The sequence below is a fragment of the Mycobacterium sp. IS-3022 genome (genome assembly GCF_001500065.1).
GTDB lineage: Bacteria > Actinomycetota > Actinomycetes > Mycobacteriales > Mycobacteriaceae > Mycobacterium.
Genome location: NZ_LQIN01000005.1, coordinates 100,186 through 119,612, shown reverse-complemented (window position 1 = coordinate 119,612; position 19,427 = coordinate 100,186). Strand labels below are relative to the sequence as shown.

The following is a 19,427-nucleotide window of genomic DNA, read 5'->3' as shown; positions in this document are numbered from 1 at the left end:
TCTTTCGCGCGGGCGATCGAGTGACAGTGTGTATATTTGTGTGTATGGCTCGGTTGAACGTGTATGTTCCGGACGATCTGGCAGAGCGCGCCAGGGCCCGCGGCTTGAACGTCTCGGCGCTGACGCAGGCCGCGATCAGTGCCGAGTTGGAGAATTCTGCAACTGACGCCTGGCTTGACGGGCTGGAGGCCAGAAGCACAGGCGCTCGGCACGACGACGTACTGGACGCGATCGATGCGGCCCGCGATGAGTTCGGAGCGTGACCACACCCTTCGCATCGCCATCGGAGCACGTGGTCATCGACGCCAGTGCCATGGTGGATCTACTTGCCCGCACACGCGATCGGTTCGCGGCGGTACGCGCGCGACTGGCCAGCACGGTGATGCACGCGCCGGCGCACTTTGACGCAGAGGTGCTATCGACACTGGGGCGCATGCACCGCGCTGGCGTACTAACCGCTGTTCAGGTCGAGGCGGCGCTTGACGAGCTGCGGCAGGCCCCCGTGACTCGGCATGATCTCTCACCGTTGCTTGCGGGAGCGTGGGCGCGTCGCGACGGCCTGCGCCTCACTGATGCCCTCTACGTGGAACTCGCCGATACGACCGACTTGGTGTTGCTCACCACGGACCAGCGGTTGGCACGTGCGTGGCCGTCGGCTGATGCAATCGTCTGATGGAATCGCCGAGAGCTTCAACAGCGACCGTCGGACTGTGGGCAAGACCATGCTGCTTCGGTAGGTGGCCCGAAGTCGCTTCAGGGCTAGCGCCTTACGCGCCCCAGCGCGATTTCTGCCATGGTGCAGAAACGATCTGTCAAGGGGCAGGGTGAAGCGGCGGCCGCGACCGTCGTACGGTCAATGTTGGATCGAGCTACACAACCCGGCGCTCAGTTGCTCGCCCACAAGGCGTTTGGCTTCGCGGGACCACGTAAACCCGACATGGCCGCTGTTAATCCAATGGTCATGGGGCGACTGCCACCTCGCGGACAAAGCGTGCGTTTGGTCCTGGGGAATCAACCGGTCACCACGTGCGGCGAATAGTGTGAGCCGTTCTGGCGGCAGTTGTGGTTGCATCGCAAGGGGGGACGTAACACGGAAGGTGTTCTGCGCAGGATCGGACCCCAGCACATCCAGATACATCGGTGGCGGTCCATGGTGCTCCATCAAACCAAGCACGTTGGCGAACGGAAGAGCCGCAACCACACAGTCGAGTTCCTCGATGCCGGCCAACAACGCAGCGAGATAGCCGCCGAGAGACAGCCCATACACACCTATCGGTGTTCCGGTCGCACTTCGCAGCCAGCTCACCAGCCGGCGTACGTCCCAGACCGCCTGGCTTATCCCATGCAACATCGATGTCAGATCCAAGGACAAGAGCTGTCCGTCGTCAGCTGATCGCCGTGAGCCGTGCAGGGGAGCAACCGGCAGTGCCACGTTGAACCCCAGCTTGGCGTGTAAGTAGGTTGCCCACAGGGTCGCCAGATCGAAACGAGACGATCCCATACCGAAACCGTGCAGGCAGATCACCCACGGGGCGTTGGTCTGCTGGTGGCGCAGCAACCGAACGAGGACGGTCTCGTTACGTTGGTTACTAAGCCATCGCTCGGCGCCCGGTTCTACGAGCCGGGGGCGGAATCCCGACGGGAAAGTCAGCGTCTGATGACGTAATGGCCTTGTGCGGGAGCGCAATTCGAGGATGTCGTCATCGCGTAGCGGCGGTGGCTGGCGGTGATACGTTGCGGGCCGATCCACCCAACCACGCTCCTCGAACAACTCCGACGCCGACGCCATCTCCGCCACTGTTCGTTCCGCCTCTGCCAGAGTTGGTGTTTTCGGCTGCCGGGTGCGGATTACGGACAAGATGGCCTCGTCAAGCGCAACGTGCGGGATCATCGCCGCCCGACGAGTCCAAGACTGCTGTGGCGCTGAAGGTTTCATCGGCAATCCCGCCGGACGTCGAGTGACACGCGGGTGATGGGACCAGTTGAGAACATCCGAGATTTCCTTCTCCGTTCAACGCAACACCACCCGTGGCGACGTGCAGACGATCGGTCAGTCGTTCGGGTTTGACCCTAGATTGGGCTGCGGTAAAGGCAGATCGGATGTCTTACTCACCGAGACTTCAATAGTTCTGACGCCGCCAGTCGGACATAGTTTGTCCAAACGACGTAAAGCCTAGTGAACGGAATGCATCTCGAATGAAGCGAGTGGCGGGTACTGATGCCTTCTTCCTGGCTCTGGAAAACACCGCATGGCCGCAACACACTGCGGGCCTTGTGATCCTGGACCCGTCGTCGAACGCCCGATTCAACTTCGACACGTTTCGGGCGCACCTCGAGGATCGCATTCGCTTTCTGCCCGAATTCCGGCGTCGCGTCCAGCAGGTGCCGCTGCGGCTCGACCGTCCAGTGTGGGTGGATGACACCCGTTTCACCCTCAAGGCGCACGTGCACCGTGCGGCGGTTCCTTCTCCGGGTGGTCCGCAGGAACTCGGCACGCTGGTCGGAAACCTACTTGCACATCCGCTGGATCGCTCGCGGCCGCTGTGGGAGGCATGGTACCTGGAGGGCGTGGAAAACGATCGTGTCGCGGTCCTGCTGATACAGCATCACGCGATGGTCGACGGAGTTTCCGGAGCTGGTTTGTCCGACATCATCTGTGATTTCGAGGAGCAGCCGACGCGTCTGCCGGCGGAGGTGGTCGAGGAGGAATCGGACCCGGAACGATCGGCTCTCGAGCTCGTTGGCAGGGGAGCGCTTTCCGCGCTCAAATCGCCGCCTAGGGTGGTCCAACTCGTTCGGAATGCACTCGGCGATGCGGTGACGACCATCGGGCACCTGCGACGCGACGATCCTCCTCCGCGACCCATGAGTGCACCCAGAACATCGTTCAATGGTGCGATCGGGCGCCGCCGGGAATTCGTCTACTGCTCATTGTCGCTCGACGATGTCAAGCACGTGAAAAAGCACTTCGACGCGACAGTGAACGATGTGATTCTCAGTGTCGTCTCGGGCGCAATACGTCGCTATCTCCTCGATGGCGACGAACTTCCGCAGCGGAGCCTGCTGGCGACAGTCCCGATGTCCACCCGCATCGGGGACGACAAGCACCTTGGCAACGCGGTGCATCCCATGGTCGCTTCGATAGCCTCAGATGTCGAGGATCCGGTGGAGAGGCTCTCGGCTATTCATCGAAATATGAACAGCACCAAGGAATTGGCCGAGGATCTGACGAAGAAGCAGAACCTCGGAATCAACGAGGTGGTTCCGCCTTGGCTGGTCACCCTACTGTTTCGAGGGATCCAGGCGGCGGGACTCGAGCAGAAGGGCCCGTTGTCCACGAACCTGATCATTTCGAATGTGCCCGGTCCCCGATCGACGCTGTACCTCGCGGGCGCGCGGATCGAACACATAATCCCCGTCGGTCCGCTGACGATGGGAATGGGGATAAACCTCACCGTCTTCAGCTATCGGGACGTGGTCGACGTCGGCATACAGGTGGACCCAGTTCTCGTCGAAGACCCTTGGACATTGACCGGATTGGTGTCAGCGGAATTGGATGAGCTGATGGCTGCCACCCGTCGCAAGGGGCGCCGTAGCGTGGCGACGGGATAACTGGCTCGAGGAGAACCGACGTCGCTGCGGGGTGAGCCGCAGCAGTTGCACGGCGGACCGAGACCGTCAATCATCGAGTCGATCGAGGATCTGCACCATCTCAGCCGGTCCTTCGGGTGCCGCTTACTACCGCTTACTACAGTGATGAAGTTCTGGTGTGGCGTGCTATCTGCCGCCACGTCAGGTCAGTGATCGAGGCCGATGGTGTTGCCCCGCTTTCGAACCGATCTCTGCAAACGTTCTGAGCTTCGCTCCACGACGTTGACGGCCAGGTGCAGTAGCGCCGGCAGGAGCGGCAACAGGATGATGACAAACAACGCGATAGCACCGGAATATTCCACTGTTTCCTCACATCTCGATCATCGTCGCGAGAGGGCTGCAGTTGCTGCCGCAGATCTCGGTCCAGTGGTATTCCGTTGGGCCCCTGGAGTTATGGGCCTTCGGGGTAGATTCCACTGAGCGACGCGTGCACCTTCACACAAGATGTTTCTACTTGGACGACTGCGATTCGTGTGGACCAGTCTCGCTCAGCGAGATGCATCCGCATCAGGGCGCCTTTGCGTCTTCTCGCGGCTGCGGGGTGACCGGAATCCGGCCGGCACTGGCGCCGCCGTCCACCGCCAGGTCGGCCCCGGTGATGTAGGAGGAGGCGTCTGAGGCCAGGAAGGCGACGACGTCGGCGACTTCGTCCGGTGTCCCTACTCGGGTCAGCGGCGCACCCGGGTGCCCTCCCGGGCCCCGGCTGACGGACAAGTGCGCAATCATCGGCGTGTCGATCATGCCCGGATAAACGGTATTGACCCGAATGCCGAACGGACCCAGCTCGATTGCCGCGACCTTGGACATCCCCCGCAGCCCCCATTTCGAGGCGCCGTAGGCGCTGTAGCCCGCGAGGCCCTGCAGGCCCGCCTGTGACGAGACGTTGATGATCGACCCGCCGCCGGCCGCCTTCATCGGTTCTGTCACGGTCCGGATGCCGAGAAATGGGCCGATCACGTTTACCCGCAGCATCTGCTCGAACCCGTCCAGGGGTTGCTCGACGATGGGCTGATTGACGCATATCGCCGCGTTGTTGACGAGGACATCGACTCCGCCGAATGTATCGATGGCCGCGTCAACTGTTGCGCGCCAGTGGTTCTCATCCCCGACATCGTGGCGAAAAAAGCGCGCCGACGGCCCGATCGATGCGGCAACCTGCTTGCCTTCGTCGACGAGGATGTCGGTGAGCATCACTCGGGCGCCGAGGGAGGCGAACAAGCGGGCCTCGGCGGCTCCTTGTCCGCGCGCCGCTCCGGTGATGATCGCGACCTTTCCGGAAAGGTCTACCAGACCCGCCATCGTTTAGTCCGAATCCTGGTCGATGCCTGTCAGCATGAGTTCGGAAACGCGGCGAGGGAACTCGGTGAAGTTGGCCATCACGGCTATCCGCTTCGGCAGGATGACATGCCGCTGATTGCGCTCGATCGCCACTGCGATCGCCTTGGCGACTTCGTCAGGTTCCAGAGCCTCCGGGGGGAGCGCTTTCCACTTCAATGACCGCTCGATGGTGCGCCGTGCCGGACCGAACTGGCGAATGTGGTCGATCATGTCGGTCTTGACCTCGCCGATCTGGACGAGCGTCGTACCGACCGGCTTGCCCCGCAGTTCCGAACGAATACCCGCTGTGAAGTGGCTCAGTCCTGCCTTTGAGGCGCCGTACAGGGTGACGCCCGGGCCGGTCGAGATAGCACCCATCGACGAAACGTTGACGATGTGACCACGCCGTCGCGCCAGCATGAGCGGCAACACTTGACGGCACAGCTCCATCGGCGCGTTCAGGTTGACCTGCAGGAGTTCTCGCACCTCCTCGGCGGTGGCCTCGTAAAACCGGCCGACCCGGTCGATCCCGGCGTTGTTGATCAGCACGTCGATCGGGCCGTCGGCTTCCACGCGCTCGATCAGGCCGCCGACGGCGTCGGGGTCGCCAAGATCGGTCGGATAAGCCTTACCGTCGAGTTCTTTCGCCAGGATCTCGAGCGAATCGCTGTTTCGCGCCACCAGTGCGACATCGACGCCGCGCTGTGCGAGCGTCTCGGCAATGCTCTTGCCCAGACCGCGACTTGCGCCCGTGACGAGTGCGCGGGTGTTTCTCAATTGCACTGCGGTTCTCCTCTCAATGCGTCACGCAGGATTGCGCACACGTCATCGTTGGCTTTCTGGGCGGCCGGCAGGTGGTCGGCCAAGTTGAAGAATCCATGGAAACCACCCTCGTAGCGCCGAACCGTGACCGGAACTCCGGCAGCACGAAGCCGCTGAGCGAATTCCTCACCCTCTTCACACAGTGGATCCAGATCACCGGTGACGATATGCGCGGGCGGCAGGCCATCGAATTCGCCGAGGATGGGCGATGCCAACACATTCGTCCGGTCGCCGTCTTTCCCAAGGTATTGCTCCGTGAACCACTGCATGTGTTCCGCGGTGAGTACACCTTTGGCGGCGTGCCGGCTCTTCACCGAAGTCTTTCGGCGTTGGTCGACCACGGGATAGATCAACACCTGGAATGCGATCGAGGGTGCACCACGATCACGGGCCATCATCGCGATCACCGCTGCCAGGTTGCCGCCGGCACTGTCGCCGGCCACTACCAGACGCGCGGGATCGCCGCCGAGGTCGCCGACATGGTGGGCCACCCACTCGGTGGCAGCCCACGCGTCTTCGACGGCGGCAGGGAACGGGAACTCCGGCGCAAGCCGGTAGTCAACCGAGACCACCACCGCGCCAACACCATTGGCGAGCTTGCGGCAACACGAGTCGTGCGAGTCCAGGTCGCAGAGGACAAACCCGCCGCCGTGGAAGTAGATCAGCACCGGTATTCCGTCGGCGGATCCGTCCGGCTCCAACGGAAAGTAGATGCGAACCCGAGGTCCGTCGCCACCGTCGGGTCCTGGAATGACGCGCTCCTCGATCCGGGCGACCGGGTTCGGGAGCGGAGCTCTGCGGCTGGCTTTGAGGCTGGCCCGGACCTCCATGGCGTTGCCATTGCCGGCGAGGATCGACGAGAAGGCTGCGGTCATGCGGCCCGCGACTTCGCGCTGCATGGTCCGGGTGTCGGTCATTTCACGCCACCGCCGATCAGTTCGGCGCGCAACACCTTTCCGGTGGCGTTGCGGGGCAGTGCATCGAGGAATTCGACGTCACGGGGCACCTTGTAGCGAGCCAGGTTGGCGCGCACGTAGTCCTTGATGTCCTCAGGGTTGATGGTGCTGCCTTCGACGGGCACCACGTACGCGTTCAGCCGTTGGCCGAAATCGGGGTCGTCGACGCCGATCACGGCGACCTCGTCGACGTCAGGGTGCCCGCAGATCAGGTTCTCGACTTCGAGGGGATAGACGTTCTCGCCACCGCAGATCACCATGTCGTCGTCCCGGCCGTCGACGTAGAGTCGTCCGGTTTCGTCGAAGTGGCCGACGTCGCCGGCGCTGAGCAGGCCGTCGATGACCTCTTTTCCGCGCCCGTCGGTGTAACCCGAGAAGCTGATGTTGCTGCCGGCGAATATTCGGCCGATGGTGTTCGGCGCCGTGATCCGGTTGCCGTCCGCGTCGTACAGCCGGACGCCGCAGCCGACCGGTGGGCGGCCAGCCGTCCGCGGATCGTGAAGCAGGTCTTCGGGCATCGCGACCGTCATCACGGCGAGCTCGGTGGAACCGTAGAGGTTGTAGAGCACGGGGCCGAACTCGTCTAGGGCACGGGTGACCAGGTCAGGTGCCATGGCGGAGCCCGAAACGAAGACGATCCGTAGCGAAGAGGTGTCGTAGCGGTTGCGAATCTCCTTGCGCAGCGCGAGGATTCGCTGCAGCATCGTGGGAACCACCACCAGGACGCTGCACCGATATGTGGCGATCGCACGCAGAGTTTCCTCGGCATCGAACTTCCGGCGCAGCACCAACCGATTCCCCAGCGCCAGCGACAGGACCGCCTGACCCAAACCGGTGCCGTGGAAGATCGGTGCGGCCAGCATGCAGGTTTCGCCACGCCGACGCGGGACGCGGTCAAGCAGCTGCGCGGAGAACAGCGGCGAGGTCTTGCCGCGCGGCGCCCCCTTCGGTGTGCCGGTTGTGCCGCTGGTCAGCAGTGTCAGACCGCCCGGCTGAGGCGGCCCCGTAACCGGCGCACTGGAAGTCGACCGGATCAACCGCTCGAGAGAGCTGTCGACGTCGTCCGGACCGGCTTCGGAATCAGCACCGCCCCAGGCCACGTAGCGACGCACCCTCGGATCGATGGCGTCGACAAGAGCGGAGAACTCCTCGTCGTAGACCAGGACCGAGACGTTCTCGCGGTGAGCGACGTCGGCCAATTGCGGCTTGGCGAAGCCGGTGTTCATCAGCAGTGTCTGGGCACCGATCTTTCCCGCCGCCGCCAGCACCGTGATCAGCCCGCGATGGTCGCGGCACAGCACCGCCACCACGTCACCGCGCCCGAAGCCCGCTTCGGTCCATCCTCGTGCCAGCGCATTAACCCGCCCGTTCAGCTCGGCGAACGTCAGGTCACCCATGTCGTCGGTGATAGCCACGGCATCGGCGTCGCGGAGAGCGGCGGTCTCGATGATCCCGGCGAAGGGACCGTAGGCCCTCACCATCTTCGCCGATCGAACGCCGTCGGCGAGTCCGCCGGACAAGCCGGCCTCGCGTAGCACCTTGAGGCTGCGAGCCGTCACCTTGAGCCGGTCGGCGGTGGCGGCCAGCCTGGCGCCACGAAAAATGAGCTGGTCTGGAATGTATCGCCGCACGCCGAAAACGGTATGGCGGGGCACCGCGCGCGATGATGGGCAGTCTCACTGTTCGAGACAAGACGTCTCCTTCGGCACAGTGAGGCCGTACAAGTGATGGATACCACAAGCCGCCCCCGGGCTGCAGTACGAGAAGTTGAAGGTGAGAAATGCGGCGTCTGAAGGGTGAAGACAACAGTTTCCTCGCGTGGGAGAGCGATGCGCAACCGCAACATACGATGAAGGTCGTCGTGCTCGACCCGAGCCAGGGGCACGAGGCACTCACATTCGAGGCGGTCAAGGACGCCATCCCCGGTCTGGTGGACCGCGTGGAACCGCTGCAGTGGCAGCTGTTGATGCCGCGAGTCGGGTTTGGGCGGCCGTGGTGGATCGCGCGGCCCCAGGTCGACATCGACTACCACGTCCAGCGGGCGACGGCGGCAGCACCGGGCGGCGATCGCGAGCTCGCGGCAGCGTTGAGCACGATCTTCACCGAGGCGCTCGACCGAAACCGTCCGGCATGGCAACTGTGGTACATCGACGGTCTCGCGGACGGCCGGGTCGCGCTCATGCTCAAGATCCACCATGCGGTGGCCGACGGGTCCGCCTCGCTGCGACTCCTCGAAACCGTTTTCAGCGCCGATCCCGCGACTCCGTTGCCGAGGCTGCGGCGAATTCCGATGCCCAGCGAGCGTCGGCCGGCCCCGTGGATCTGGTTCCCCTTGGTGCTACGCCATCAACTCGCCGCGCTCGCTCGGTTCCCCGGCATCGTTGCTCGCACAGCACGCGTCACTCGCATCATCCGGAACCGCCAGAAGGCCGGCAAGCCCGGCTACGCCAAGGCATTCGCCGCGCCCCCGGCACCGTTCAACGAGCCGCTGACCGCCGATCGCCGGTTCGCTTACCGCAGCTGCGATATTCAGGAAATACGGCGGGTCGCCAAGACCTTCGATGTGACGGTGAACGACGTGTTCCTCACGTTGTGCAGCGGTGCGCTTCGTGAATTCCTGGACCGGCGCGGCGAGTTGAGCGAGGAGCCCTTGACCGCGGTGGTGCCCGTGTCGATGCGGCCGCCCGGCGCGGAGGTGGAGTGGGGCAATCAGGTCGCACGTTGGAACGTCGACTTCGCCACCCACATCGCCGATCCGGTCGAGCGCCTGCATGCCATTGCGACTGCCACCAAGACGGCGCGCGAGGTGCAGGCAGAACGGGATGCTTTCCTACAGCACGACTGGATGGAGTACTGGCCGCTGTTCTGGCTGTACTCACGGGTGCTGCCGATAATCGGCGCAAAAGTGAGCCGGCGGCCGATGTTCAGCCTCATCGCCTCCAACATGCGAGGACCGCAGCGCCGCCTCTACTGGGGCGGGGCGCCCATCGAAAAGCTCATCTCCACTGGCCCGCTGGTGTTCCCCATGGGGCTGAACTTCACCGGCTGGAGCTACCAGAACGACATGGCCATCGGGGTGCTCAGTTGCGGTGACCAGGTGGCCGACCCCTTCGAGATCGCCGAGCACCTGCCCGAGGTGCTCGCTGAGTTGAGCGCTGCCTCATCCCGAATCCAGGCCATCGAGCAGGAATACGGTCAGCCGACAAGCGGCGTGGACGTCTCGCCACAGGCGGGTGACTTGGTCTGAGGCATCGAGCGCGTGCCGATGGCTGGCACCCAGCAGCTGATCGGCGGCATCGCGCGCCCGTATGGCGGCTTGCCGATGTGCCCACGCCGCGCCCCGGAAGGTGTCCCGAACCGCGTCTGTGCCTGGTCGAAACGACGCCTCGATCTGCAGCCGGGCGGCATCGATGTCCGAAGCCGCCCGGGCGACATGCACAGTCGTCGACGTCTGATCGGTCAGCTCTTCGCTGCCGTACGAAGCGGCGAGCCGTTCGCGCATTTGCTCGACAAAAGTCCGCCAGACACCGTCAGCCGACCCCACGACCACCGCTGCCGCGGCCGCACCCGCGAGCACCCGGGCGGCGGTTCGCGGTGCGAATTGCGCACGCTCGACGGCATTTTGGAAGATATGTCGTTGCTCGACCGGCAGGTCCGTCACCGTCACATCGCGGATAGCCGCCGCGTCGAGTCCGGTCGGGTGCTGGGCCGGCTCGATGTGGACAGCGCTGCGCGGCACCAGGACACGGTGCGGCGTCCCGTCTACGTCCGCGGTCAGCAGAAACCAGTCGGCGTATTCGCCGCCCGCGACGAACTGCCATCGGCCGGTCAGCATTCGATCGCCGGTGCTTTGAGCCAATCGACCCCCGGCGCTGTAGCAGGGTGCGATCAATGCGTTGGCGTCGGCGCCCCAGACGTCGTTCGCCACGCGCTCGGGCAGGGTGCTGACGTCATAGGCCGCCACGTTGAACATCGCGCAGAGCCAACCTGCCGACCCGTCCAGGGCGGCGAGCCCACCGATCAGCGAGACGAATCCTTCGGCATCGACCTCCAGCCCTCCATATCGGGCCGGGCGCAGCAACCGGCTGGCTCCTGAATCATGCAGCGTTGCAATGATTTCAGGCGCTGTGGAGGCCTGGTGGCGGCGAACCATCACTGCCAAGGAGTCGAGTGTTTCCTGTGCGGCGCTTCGCACACCGGACGACTTGGTCATGCCCACTCCCTTGGCTGCGATGAATGGTATTCATGATGGTGGCACAAGGCTCCCGGAATCAGGCGGCGCTATGAGGGACAGTGAAATCGACACCGTTGAGTCGCTGCTTCCCGCGATCGCTGACGCGGCAAGTGACGTCGACCGCCGCGGTGCTGTCGATTCCAGCGTGATCGTGGAGCTCCACGAGGCGGGGTTCTTCTCGATGCTGCGTCCCAAGGCGTTCGGAGGTCTGGAAGCCGATCCCTACCACTACCTTGTGCTGACGCGCGAGCTGTCCTCGGCATGTACTTCAACGGGGTGGCTGGCCGGGATGCTGGGCGTGAACAGCTGGCATTTGGCGTTGTTCGACGAGCGGGCGCAACAGGACGTGTGGGGCTCGGATCCGCGGGCGCTGGTCTGCGCGTCCTATGCCCCGACCGGACGCCTCGAGCGGGTCGGTCGCGGTTACCGCCTGTCGGGTCGATGGAACCGCTGCACAGGCATCCATCACGCGTCATGGCTGATCGCCGCCGCGGTGTTGGTCGGCGACGACGGCGCAGCCCAGGATTTCATCGCGGCCCTGGTGCCGTGCGCGGACTATACCGTCGAATCGCACTGGAATGGCTTGGGCCTGCGCGGGATCGGCGCCGACGATGTCGTCGTCTCCAACGCGCTCGTGCCGGCGCACCGGACGTTCGGCTGGCTCGGCCTCGACCAGCGGACCGTCGTCAACCCGCTCTACCGGCTTCCGCAACCCACGTTGTACACGCACACGGGGACCGTGCCCCTGCTCGGTGCTGCTGACAACGTCCTGACTGCTCGACGACCGGACGCCAGCACAGCGCAGACCCCGGTCGCGATGGCAGCCTCAGACCTCGAACTCTCCGGACTTCAAATACGGCGCAACCTAACCGAACTCATGGCTTGCGCGCGCGACGCCTCCGAACCCGACACTGCACTGATACTGCGCTCACGACGGGACCAGGTAGTCGCATCCGACCGCGCCGTACGGGCCATCCAAACCTTCATCCGGGAATCCGACACGGACGTCGGCGGCGATGCTCTGGTCGAGCGGGTATGGCGTGACGTACAGACGGCCCGGACACACGTCGCCAGCAATGTCGAACAGGTGTTGTCGGTGGTCGGTCGGTTCGCATTCGGCCTGAAAGTCGACGACCTGATCTGGTGATGCGCTTCAGACCCAGGCATCGGAGGTGATGGTGCGTAGCACGCGGGAAAGGATGTTGTCGGTGACTGCGGCCGACGACTTCGAACCGCTCGGCATCGCATCGGGTTGCGCGCCCCCGAGTTGTTGGGAGATGTGCCTGGCCGCACGCATGACAAAGGGAGCCGTCCGTTGCAGCCGGTTCATCGGGACAGCGCCCGTCAGCGACAGCCCCGCTACCTGACCGTCGGGAGTCTTGAGCGAAGCCGCGACGCTGGCCAGGCCGATCGCCAATTCCTGATTGTCGTAGGCCAGCCCGTGGCGGGATCGGATACGGGCCAGCTCCTGATGCAAGGTCGGGAGGTCGGCGATGGTGGCCCGGGTGAGCTTGCGAAGACGATCTCCGACGATCGCATCGACCTCCTCGGCGGGAAGCTGAGCCAGCATCGCCTTGCCCAAGGCGCTGGCGTGTGCCCGGGTATGACCGGCGACTCGCGTCGGTACCACGATGCCGCTGCGGCCTGACACCTTGTCGAGATAGACGACCTCGCTGCCGACCAGTACTCCGAGATGAACCACCAACCCGGTGTCCGCGTGGAGGCGGTCGAGGACGCGAGATGCCACGCCCCGCAACTGCGAGTGGTCGGCCATCCTCGTCGCAGGCAGCGCCGAGGCGGCAAGGCTGTAACCGTTCGGGTGGTGTTGCAGCAGCCCGGCGGTGTGCAACTGCTTGAGGATGCGATGGGCAGATGATCGTGGCAGCCCGGTGCGGGTCACCACCTGGTCCAGGCGCAAGTGCTTGCCCGGCTCGTCGAACGCGTTCATGATCAGCGCAACGCGCTCCACCATCGACACCACCGTGTCGTGTTGCGTCACGGACCGCTGCACAACCGCGCCTCGAGTTGACGTCGACACAGGATCCAGCCAACCATCCCGCTCGTCGGCCCGCCGACGCTTTGAAATGTTCGGGGGCCCGGCAATCGGCCCCCTCCACCGGCGGATGAAGGGGGCCGACTGATCTATGCGGTCACATCGACGGTGTCAGCTGTCGCTCCCACCCGTGCCGCCGGCACTGCCCCCGGCCGTGTCGCCACCGGTGCTGCCAGCTGTATCGCCGCCGCCGGCTTGGGCACCTGCGCTGGCCTTGCCGGCTTCGCCATCGGTGTCGGCGACCTTGACGGCAACGCCACCGGACTGCTTGTCGGACGCAGCGCCTCGATCGCTGGCGCCGTTGACCGCCTGCGACGCACGTTCCTCCGCGCGGGTCGACGTGGTCCCGACCTTTCCGGGGACCGCCATGTTGCCGTTCTTGAGATCAGTCGCGCCGTTTGACGCGGCTCCCTTCGTCGATGGCTCGGTCGCCTGGTCGGTCGCCTGGGCAGCCTGACGCTGCGAGTCCGTCCCCGTCGTCGCCGGGTCGGCCTCTGTCGTCGCCGGGTCGGCCCCTGTCGTCGCCGAGTCGGCCACCGTCGTCGCCGAGTCGGCCTGCGTCGACGCCGGGTCGGTCTCCTGGACGGTCGCCTCAACGGTGGCCGGGTCGGTCGCCTGGACGGTCGCTGCGTCGGCTTGACGCTGCGAGTCGGTCTCGGTCGTCGCCGGGTCGGCCACCGGCTTTGTCAGCGCTTTCATCATGTCGGTCGCCGATGGCGACACCACGGTTGAAGACGTAGTCTGACTCGCCAGCTGGACCGTGTGCGCCTCTGGCGACGACGGCACGGCCGGCGCCGGCGGGGTCAGGTTGGCCAGCCTCTCGGTGATCTCGTGCTGCAACGCGTTCGTGAACTTCTGGACCGAGAAGGTCGTGTCCGCGACGCTTTGCCTGATCGCGTTCATCAGCGTTGCGATGTCCCCCGTTGCTGCCGCGTCGGTGATCAGCTTCGCGGCGGCCGCGAGCTGCCGTTGCAGCGTGCGGGCATGGAGCTGCACCTCGGACTCGAGCGTGGGCTCCGGCGTGAACCGCTGACCGTTCCAGTCCACCAGTGTCCAGCCGTCCTCCGGATTGCCCTCCAACACCACGTAGTCGGTGTTGTGCAGTGGGGTTCTGGTCAGCAGTTGAATCTTCTGCTCCGTGGTGAGGTTCTTCGCGTTCATGATCGTCCAGAACATGGTGGTGCCGCCGTGCGAGTACACGACGGCGTTGCGGTCGCCGTTGTTGTACATGGTCTCCAGCGCGCCGTCCACCCTGGTGTCGAACTCGTGGCCGTCGATCGAACCCGGAATCCGGGCATCGAGCGGGTCGCCAGGAGGTGGCGTCGGAATCAGCCCTATCCAACGCAGCGGGGCCTGAAGGTAACCGCCGAAGGCCTCGTTCTCGGGCGTGCCCTCATAGATTCCGGCCTCGATCTCCTGCAGACCGGGCAGCACCTGAACCGGCAGGCGCAGGCGTTCCGACATCGGCGCCGCCGTCTGCTGCGTCCTGACCATCGTCGAGGAATAGATGGCGTCGTAATTGTTGACGGCCAACCTGTCCGCAGACGCCTCGGCTTGCTGCTGGCCGAGCGGCGTGAGATCGGGGCCGGGTGTCGACGTATCGATCAGCCCGGAGGCGTTGCCTGCGGACTGAGCGTGGCGCACGAAAGTCACCCTCATCAGCTCGGCCGCGGCGGCCGGAATCGCGGTGCCGAGCAGGACAGCGGAGGCCATCAGGGCGACACCGAGCAATTTCCAGAACGCGGATCGCCGTCGTCGAATGGGTCGCCCCGCCGTTGGGACAGGGACAGGAGGTTCGATCATCAACACTTCCTCTCGGTGGTACGGACAACGTCATGGTGAACTCACGATTGACGGGCGGGTAAGCGGCAATCCCGCACACCGAGACTTGGCGTTGTCAGCTCCCGCGCGGCGCACGCACAAGGCGCACAGCGAATCGCCGCCAGCCTTGGTCGACAGAAAACGATGCGTGTCAGCCGCCGTCTTTGTGGAGCAAAAACGACAGCACGGTGCTGACGAACGCGTCGCGCTGCTCGACCATCGCCCAGTGCCCGCAATTGGGGAACACGTGCAATTCGGCGTTGGGGATGGTGCGCATCGGGATCAGCGCCATGTCCAGCGGGCTCACCCGGTCGTCACGCCCCCAGGTGATCAGGATGGGCGCCTTGACCCGGTGCATCGCCGCCCACGGCTGTGGCCCGTCGGCGGCTTCCATGGCCTGAACCATCTGCTCGAAGGCGGCCTTGCTGTACATCCGACGCGCGCTGGCCAGCGTCGCCGGTTGGGTGGCGTGGGTCCATCGCTCCTCGATGAGCTCGTCGGTCACCAGCGCTTTGTCGTACACCATCGAGTGCAGCCATTGCACCAGACGGTCTTTCGTTGGGTTCTCGGCGAACTCATGCAGCAACCTGATGCCCTCGGCCGGGCCGGGTGAGAACACGCTGCGGCCGATACCGCCGATGGTCACCAGCCGTCGCACCTTTTTTGGATGGTCGATCGCGTACTGGATCGCGACGGTCCCGCCCGTCGAGTTGCCGACAATGTCCACGCTGTCGAGTGGCAACGCGTCGACGAACCGGGTGAGCGCGTCATGCGCGGTGACCATCGGATGGCCGCCGAAGTCGTCACTGACACCGAAGCCGGGAAACTCGAGGACCAGGCATCTGTAGAACTCGCCGAAAGCGCCCAGCACGCCGCGGAAGTCGCGCCACCCCGTGACCCCGGGGCCCGAGCCGTGCAACAGGACTAGCGGGGGACCGTCGCCGAATTCGTGGTAACGCAGCACGCCGCCGTCGGTCATGACTTCTTTGGCGGTGGTTTCCTGGCTGAGCTCTACTGTCATGCCTCGACTTTCGCTCGCGCCCGTGCTCGTCCTCGGGTCGTCATGCGTGCGTACCACCGTCGAGGCGGAGCTCCGTGCCGGTGATGAACGCCCCGTCGGTGGAGATCAACATCGCGATCACGCCCGTGACGTCCGCGGGATCGCCCATCGGCGCCCCGCCGGAATCGAGCGTGGTGGCCGATGTCCATACCGGATGCCGCGCCGGTCACGAGGACCCGATGACGGTCCAAACGTTTCACTTCGCCTCCGATCGGCCCGAATTCACTGGCCCATCACGTATTTCACGGTGGGTCCGGCCGTCCAACCGCCGTCGACTGCGATCTCTGCCCCCGTGACGTATGCCGCGGCGTCGGACAACAAGTAGCCGACCGCGCCCGCGATTTCATCGGCGGCCCCGACGCGGCCCATCGGCGTGTTGGGATAGTTGCCTTCGCCAGGTTGGACGCCGATTTCGGCGGTCATCGGGGTGTAGGTGATACCGGGATGCACTGAGTTCACTCGGATGCGATCGATGCCGAGTTCGACTGCTGCGATCTTGGTGAGCCCGCGCACCCCCCACTTCGAGGCACCGTAGCCGGCGGTGAGCGCGAGGCCCATGAGCCCTGCCGCCGACGAGATGTTGACGATGGAACCGCCGCCGGCCGCACGCATCGGCGCGATCACGGCCTTCATGCCGTTGAACACCCCGACCAGGTTGATTTCGAGCACGGCGCGGAAGTGGTCGACCGGTTCGTGTTCGATGTATTGGCCCGTTGACACCCCGGCGTTGTTGACCAGTCCGTTCAGGGTGCCGAACTCGGCCTGAGTGAGTTTTACCGCCGAGACCCACCCGTCGGGTTCGGTGACGTCGAGGTGCGCGTACCGCGCAGCCGAGCCCAGTTCTTCAGCCAGCTGCTCGCCCTCATCGTCGAGGATGTCGGCGATGACAACCCTGCCGCCCCGGTCGACGATGTGGCGGGAGAAGGCCGCGCCCAAGCCGCGGGCACCGCCGGTGACGATCGCCACCGACCCGGAGAGTCCGTTCAGATCTTGCATGGGCCTCATGGCAGCACCGTGGAGGGCCCGCGTCACCGCGCAGTCCCGCCCAATGAGACGTCGGATGTCGCTCGGTTGGCGTGGCTCATACCGTCTCAGTCATGCACCAGAACGTCGATGTGGTCGTAATCGGCGCCGGCTTCGCCGGCCTCTATGCGCTGCATCGCCTGCGCGGCGACGGGCTGTCGGTGCACGTGTTCGAGGCCGCCGACGGGGTAGGCGGTGTCTGGTACTGGAACCGTTACCCCGGCGCTCGCTGCGACGTCGAAAGCGTCGATTACTCGTACTCGTTCGACGAAGACCTTCAGCAGGAGTGGAACTGGAGCGAGAAGTACGCGACGCAGCCCGAGATCCTGCGGTACCTGAACCATGTCGCGGACCGCTTCGACTTGCGGCGCGACATCACCTTCGGCACCCGGGTGACCGATGTCGTCCTCGACGAGGACACGCTGTGTTGGCAGGTTCGCACCGACCGCGGGGACGTGGTGACCACGAGATTCTGCGTGTTGGCCGTTGGTCCGCTGTCGAACGCGAACATACCCGCGATCGACGGACTGGACTCGTTTGGTGGCGCGGTGTACCACACGGCGTATTGGCCGCACGAGAACGTGGACTTCACCGGTAAGCGCGTCGGCGTGATAGGCACCGGATCCTCTGGCATCCAGGCAATTCCGTGCATCGCCGAGCAGGCCGCTCGGCTGCATGTCTTCCAGCGCACTGCGAACTACAGTGTGCCCGCGGGCAATGTGCCGCTCGATGACGCGACGCGGGCGAGCCACAAAGCGAACTACGCCGAGCGGCGTCGATTGTCGATGGCCAGTGGCGGCGGCTCGCCGCACCAGCCGCACCCGAAGTTGGCCGTCGAGGCGTCGGACGAGGAACTCCGCGAGGCCTATGAAAAGCGGTGGCAGTTGGGTGGTGTGCTGTTCTCCAAGACGTTCGCCGATCAGCTGGTCACCCTGGAAGCCAATGACACGGCGCGGGTGTTCTGGGAGCAGAAGGTGCGCGCGGTGATCGACGACCCCGCGACGGCCGATTTGCTGATTCCCACCGACCACCCGATCGGAACCAAGCGGATCTGCACCGACGACAACTACTACCAGACGTTCAACCACGACCACGTCCACCTGGTGAATCTGCGGGCCACGCCAATCCAGCGGATCGACGCCGCCGGTGTACACACTTCCGATGCGTATTACGAACTGGACGCGCTCGTGTTGGCCACCGGTTTCGACGCCATGACCGGGTCGGTCGCCAAGCTCAACATCGTCGGCCGCGGCGGCCAGAGCCTGAACGAGGCGTGGGCGCACGGACCGGCGACATACCTCGGCCTCAGCGTTGCGGGGTTTCCGAACCTGTTCAACATGACGGGCCCGGGCAGTCCGTCGGTGCTCGCCAATATGGTCCTGCACTCGGAATTGCATGTGGACTGGGTGGCGGACGCCATCGCATACCTCAGCGCACGAGGAGCGGTCGCGCTGGAGGCACGCCCAGAAGCGGCCGCGGAGTGGGTCGAAGAGTGCACTCGGCGGGCGGCGGGAACGCTGATGCCACAAGCCAATTCATGGTACTTGGGTGCCAACATCCCCGGTAAGCCGCGGGTGTTCATGCCGTTCGTCGGCGGCTTTGGGGTATACGGTCAGATCATCGCCGAGGTGGCCGATGCGGGCTACAAGGGCTTCGACGTCATCGAGGCGTAACCGGCACCGAGGTGCAGAGTTCATTGCTCGCAAGCGAGTTCGCCATGAGAGCACGCTAAGGCCGTGTCTAGACTTTCAGAGGCTTGCGAAGGGAGCGGAAAATGGCGACGTTCGTCCTGCTCCCCGGCGCCGGAGGGGCCGGCGAGGTGTACTGGCGCGAGGTGACGGCCGAACTGGAGGCGCGGGGCCACACCGCGATCCCGATCGAGATCGAGGGTGACAATCCGGCGCTGGGTCTGGGCGAGTACGCGGCCATCACCGATGAGGCCATCGGCGAGCATCGCGACGTGGTGCTCGTCGCCCAATCGATGGGCGCGTTCACCGCGCCGATGATCAGTAAGCGCGACGCCCTCGCCCGCATTGTGTTGCTAAACCCGATGATCCCGATTCCTGGCGAGTCGCCGGGGGAATGGTTTGAGGTCACCGGCTCGGATGAAGCTCGCCGAGCGGCCAACCAAGCAGCCGGACGGTCGAACGAGTTCGACCTCGAGGAGATCTTCCTGCACGACATCCCCGGCGACGTCAAGGCCGAGATGGCCGAGGGTGATCGCGAACCGGCTGACACACCGTTCGGGCAACCGTGCACCTTCGAGGCGTGGCCGGATGTCCCCATCCACGTCCTTGTCGCCGCTGACGACCGCTTGTTCCCGGCCGCATTCCAGATGCGGGTTGCGCGTGACCGACTCGGCGTCGAGGCCGACGTGATGCCCGGAGGGCATCTGGTGGCGAAGAGTCGTCCGGGCGAGCTCGCCGAGCGACTGGTCGCGTACCTGGACGACGGCACATCGTCGGACGGGCGGACTGTGTAGCGTCGACT

Annotated in this window: 17 protein-coding genes and 1 pseudogene; 7 read left to right on the top strand and 11 right to left on the bottom strand. The window is 64.9% G+C overall.

Annotated features, from left to right (window positions below; all coding sequences use genetic code 11):
• Positions 1-44 precede the first annotated feature (44 nt).
• Positions 45-263, top strand: a complete 219-nt coding sequence (locus tag AU188_RS06385) for a type II toxin-antitoxin system CcdA family antitoxin (protein WP_059162893.1) — start codon at positions 45-47, stop codon at positions 261-263.
• Complete coding sequence (locus AU188_RS06380) at positions 260-673, top strand: type II toxin-antitoxin system VapC family toxin (protein ID WP_286137325.1); 414 nt, start codon at positions 260-262, stop codon at positions 671-673. The genes AU188_RS06385 and AU188_RS06380 overlap by 4 nt, the downstream gene beginning before the upstream one ends.
• Before the next feature lie 180 nt (positions 674-853).
• On the opposite strand, the gene AU188_RS06375 is transcribed toward AU188_RS06380, so the two are convergent.
• On the bottom strand, positions 854-1,936 hold the full coding sequence (locus AU188_RS06375) for an alpha/beta hydrolase family protein (RefSeq protein WP_059162892.1): 1,083 nt from the start codon (positions 1,934-1,936) through the stop codon (positions 854-856).
• Positions 1,937-2,205: 269 nt separating this feature from the next.
• Here AU188_RS06375 and AU188_RS06370 point away from each other — a divergent pair, with 269 nt between their 5' ends.
• Positions 2,206-3,612 carry a WS/DGAT/MGAT family O-acyltransferase gene (locus AU188_RS06370; RefSeq protein WP_216636169.1) on the top strand — a complete coding sequence of 469 codons (1,407 nt, stop codon included), beginning with the start codon at positions 2,206-2,208 and terminating at the stop codon, positions 3,610-3,612.
• Between the two features lie 546 nt (positions 3,613-4,158).
• On the opposite strand, the gene AU188_RS06365 is transcribed toward AU188_RS06370, so the two are convergent.
• From AU188_RS06365 to AU188_RS06350, 4 genes are read right to left on the bottom strand one after another with little or no spacing between them, the layout of a single operon-like run.
• Complete coding sequence (locus AU188_RS06365; RefSeq protein WP_059162891.1) at positions 4,159-4,950, bottom strand: glucose 1-dehydrogenase; 792 nt, start codon at positions 4,948-4,950, stop codon at positions 4,159-4,161.
• Between the two features lie 3 nt (positions 4,951-4,953).
• Positions 4,954-5,751 (bottom strand): SDR family NAD(P)-dependent oxidoreductase, encoded by a 798-nt coding sequence (locus AU188_RS06360; RefSeq protein WP_059162890.1) that lies wholly within the window; start codon positions 5,749-5,751, stop codon positions 4,954-4,956.
• Complete coding sequence (locus AU188_RS06355) at positions 5,742-6,707, bottom strand: alpha/beta hydrolase (RefSeq protein WP_059162889.1); 966 nt, start codon at positions 6,705-6,707, stop codon at positions 5,742-5,744. The genes AU188_RS06360 and AU188_RS06355 overlap by 10 nt, the downstream gene beginning before the upstream one ends.
• Positions 6,704-8,332, bottom strand: a complete 1,629-nt coding sequence (locus AU188_RS06350; RefSeq protein WP_059162927.1) for an AMP-binding protein — start codon at positions 8,330-8,332, stop codon at positions 6,704-6,706. The genes AU188_RS06355 and AU188_RS06350 overlap by 4 nt, the downstream gene beginning before the upstream one ends.
• Positions 8,333-8,526: 194 nt before the next feature.
• Here AU188_RS06350 and AU188_RS06345 point away from each other — a divergent pair, with 194 nt between their 5' ends.
• Complete coding sequence (locus AU188_RS06345; protein ID WP_082686514.1) at positions 8,527-9,993, top strand: wax ester/triacylglycerol synthase family O-acyltransferase; 1,467 nt, start codon at positions 8,527-8,529, stop codon at positions 9,991-9,993.
• Here the strand turns inward: AU188_RS06345 and AU188_RS06340 are convergent.
• Positions 9,907-10,959 (bottom strand): acyl-CoA dehydrogenase family protein, encoded by a 1,053-nt coding sequence (locus AU188_RS06340; RefSeq protein ID WP_059162888.1) that lies wholly within the window; start codon positions 10,957-10,959, stop codon positions 9,907-9,909. The genes AU188_RS06345 and AU188_RS06340 overlap by 87 nt on opposite strands.
• A 70-nt stretch (positions 10,960-11,029) precedes the next feature.
• Here AU188_RS06340 and AU188_RS06335 point away from each other — a divergent pair, with 70 nt between their 5' ends.
• Positions 11,030-12,127 carry an acyl-CoA dehydrogenase family protein gene (locus AU188_RS06335; protein WP_059162887.1) on the top strand — a complete coding sequence of 366 codons (1,098 nt, stop codon included), beginning with the start codon at positions 11,030-11,032 and terminating at the stop codon, positions 12,125-12,127.
• Positions 12,128-12,133: 6 nt separating this feature from the next.
• Here the strand turns inward: AU188_RS06335 and AU188_RS06330 are convergent, their stop codons facing one another.
• The 5 genes and pseudogenes from AU188_RS06330 to AU188_RS06315 all read right to left on the bottom strand — a co-directional run bounded on the left by AU188_RS06330 (position 12,134) and on the right by AU188_RS06315 (position 16,901).
• A complete protein-coding gene (locus tag AU188_RS06330) occupies positions 12,134-12,979 on the bottom strand; it encodes an IclR family transcriptional regulator (protein WP_286137323.1) in 846 nt (281 codons plus the stop codon).
• A gap of 165 nt (positions 12,980-13,144) precedes the next feature.
• The gene (locus AU188_RS24865) at positions 13,145-14,746 is read right to left on the bottom strand and encodes a histidine phosphatase family protein (protein WP_082686521.1); all 1,602 of its coding nucleotides are present in this window, start codon (positions 14,744-14,746) and stop codon (positions 13,145-13,147) included.
• Between the two features lie 259 nt (positions 14,747-15,005).
• Entirely contained in the window at positions 15,006-15,875 is an 870-nt protein-coding gene (locus AU188_RS06320) for an alpha/beta fold hydrolase (protein WP_059162886.1), read from the bottom strand.
• A 40-nt stretch (positions 15,876-15,915) separates the two neighbouring features.
• Positions 15,916-16,050, bottom strand: a pseudogene (locus AU188_RS25235) (short-chain dehydrogenase); the annotation flags it as partial.
• 86 nt (positions 16,051-16,136) lie between these two features.
• Complete coding sequence (locus tag AU188_RS06315; RefSeq protein WP_502687590.1) at positions 16,137-16,901, bottom strand: SDR family oxidoreductase; 765 nt, start codon at positions 16,899-16,901, stop codon at positions 16,137-16,139.
• A 110-nt stretch (positions 16,902-17,011) separates the two neighbouring features.
• On the opposite strand from AU188_RS06315, the gene AU188_RS06310 reads away from it, so the two are divergent.
• Both AU188_RS06310 and AU188_RS06305 read left to right on the top strand, forming a co-directional pair.
• Positions 17,012-18,610, top strand: coding sequence for a flavin-containing monooxygenase (locus AU188_RS06310; RefSeq protein ID WP_059162884.1), 1,599 nt, complete (start codon positions 17,012-17,014; stop codon positions 18,608-18,610).
• A 101-nt stretch (positions 18,611-18,711) separates the two neighbouring features.
• Complete coding sequence (locus tag AU188_RS06305) at positions 18,712-19,419, top strand: alpha/beta hydrolase (protein ID WP_059162883.1); 708 nt, start codon at positions 18,712-18,714, stop codon at positions 19,417-19,419.
• The last annotated feature ends 8 nt before the right edge of the window (positions 19,420-19,427 follow it).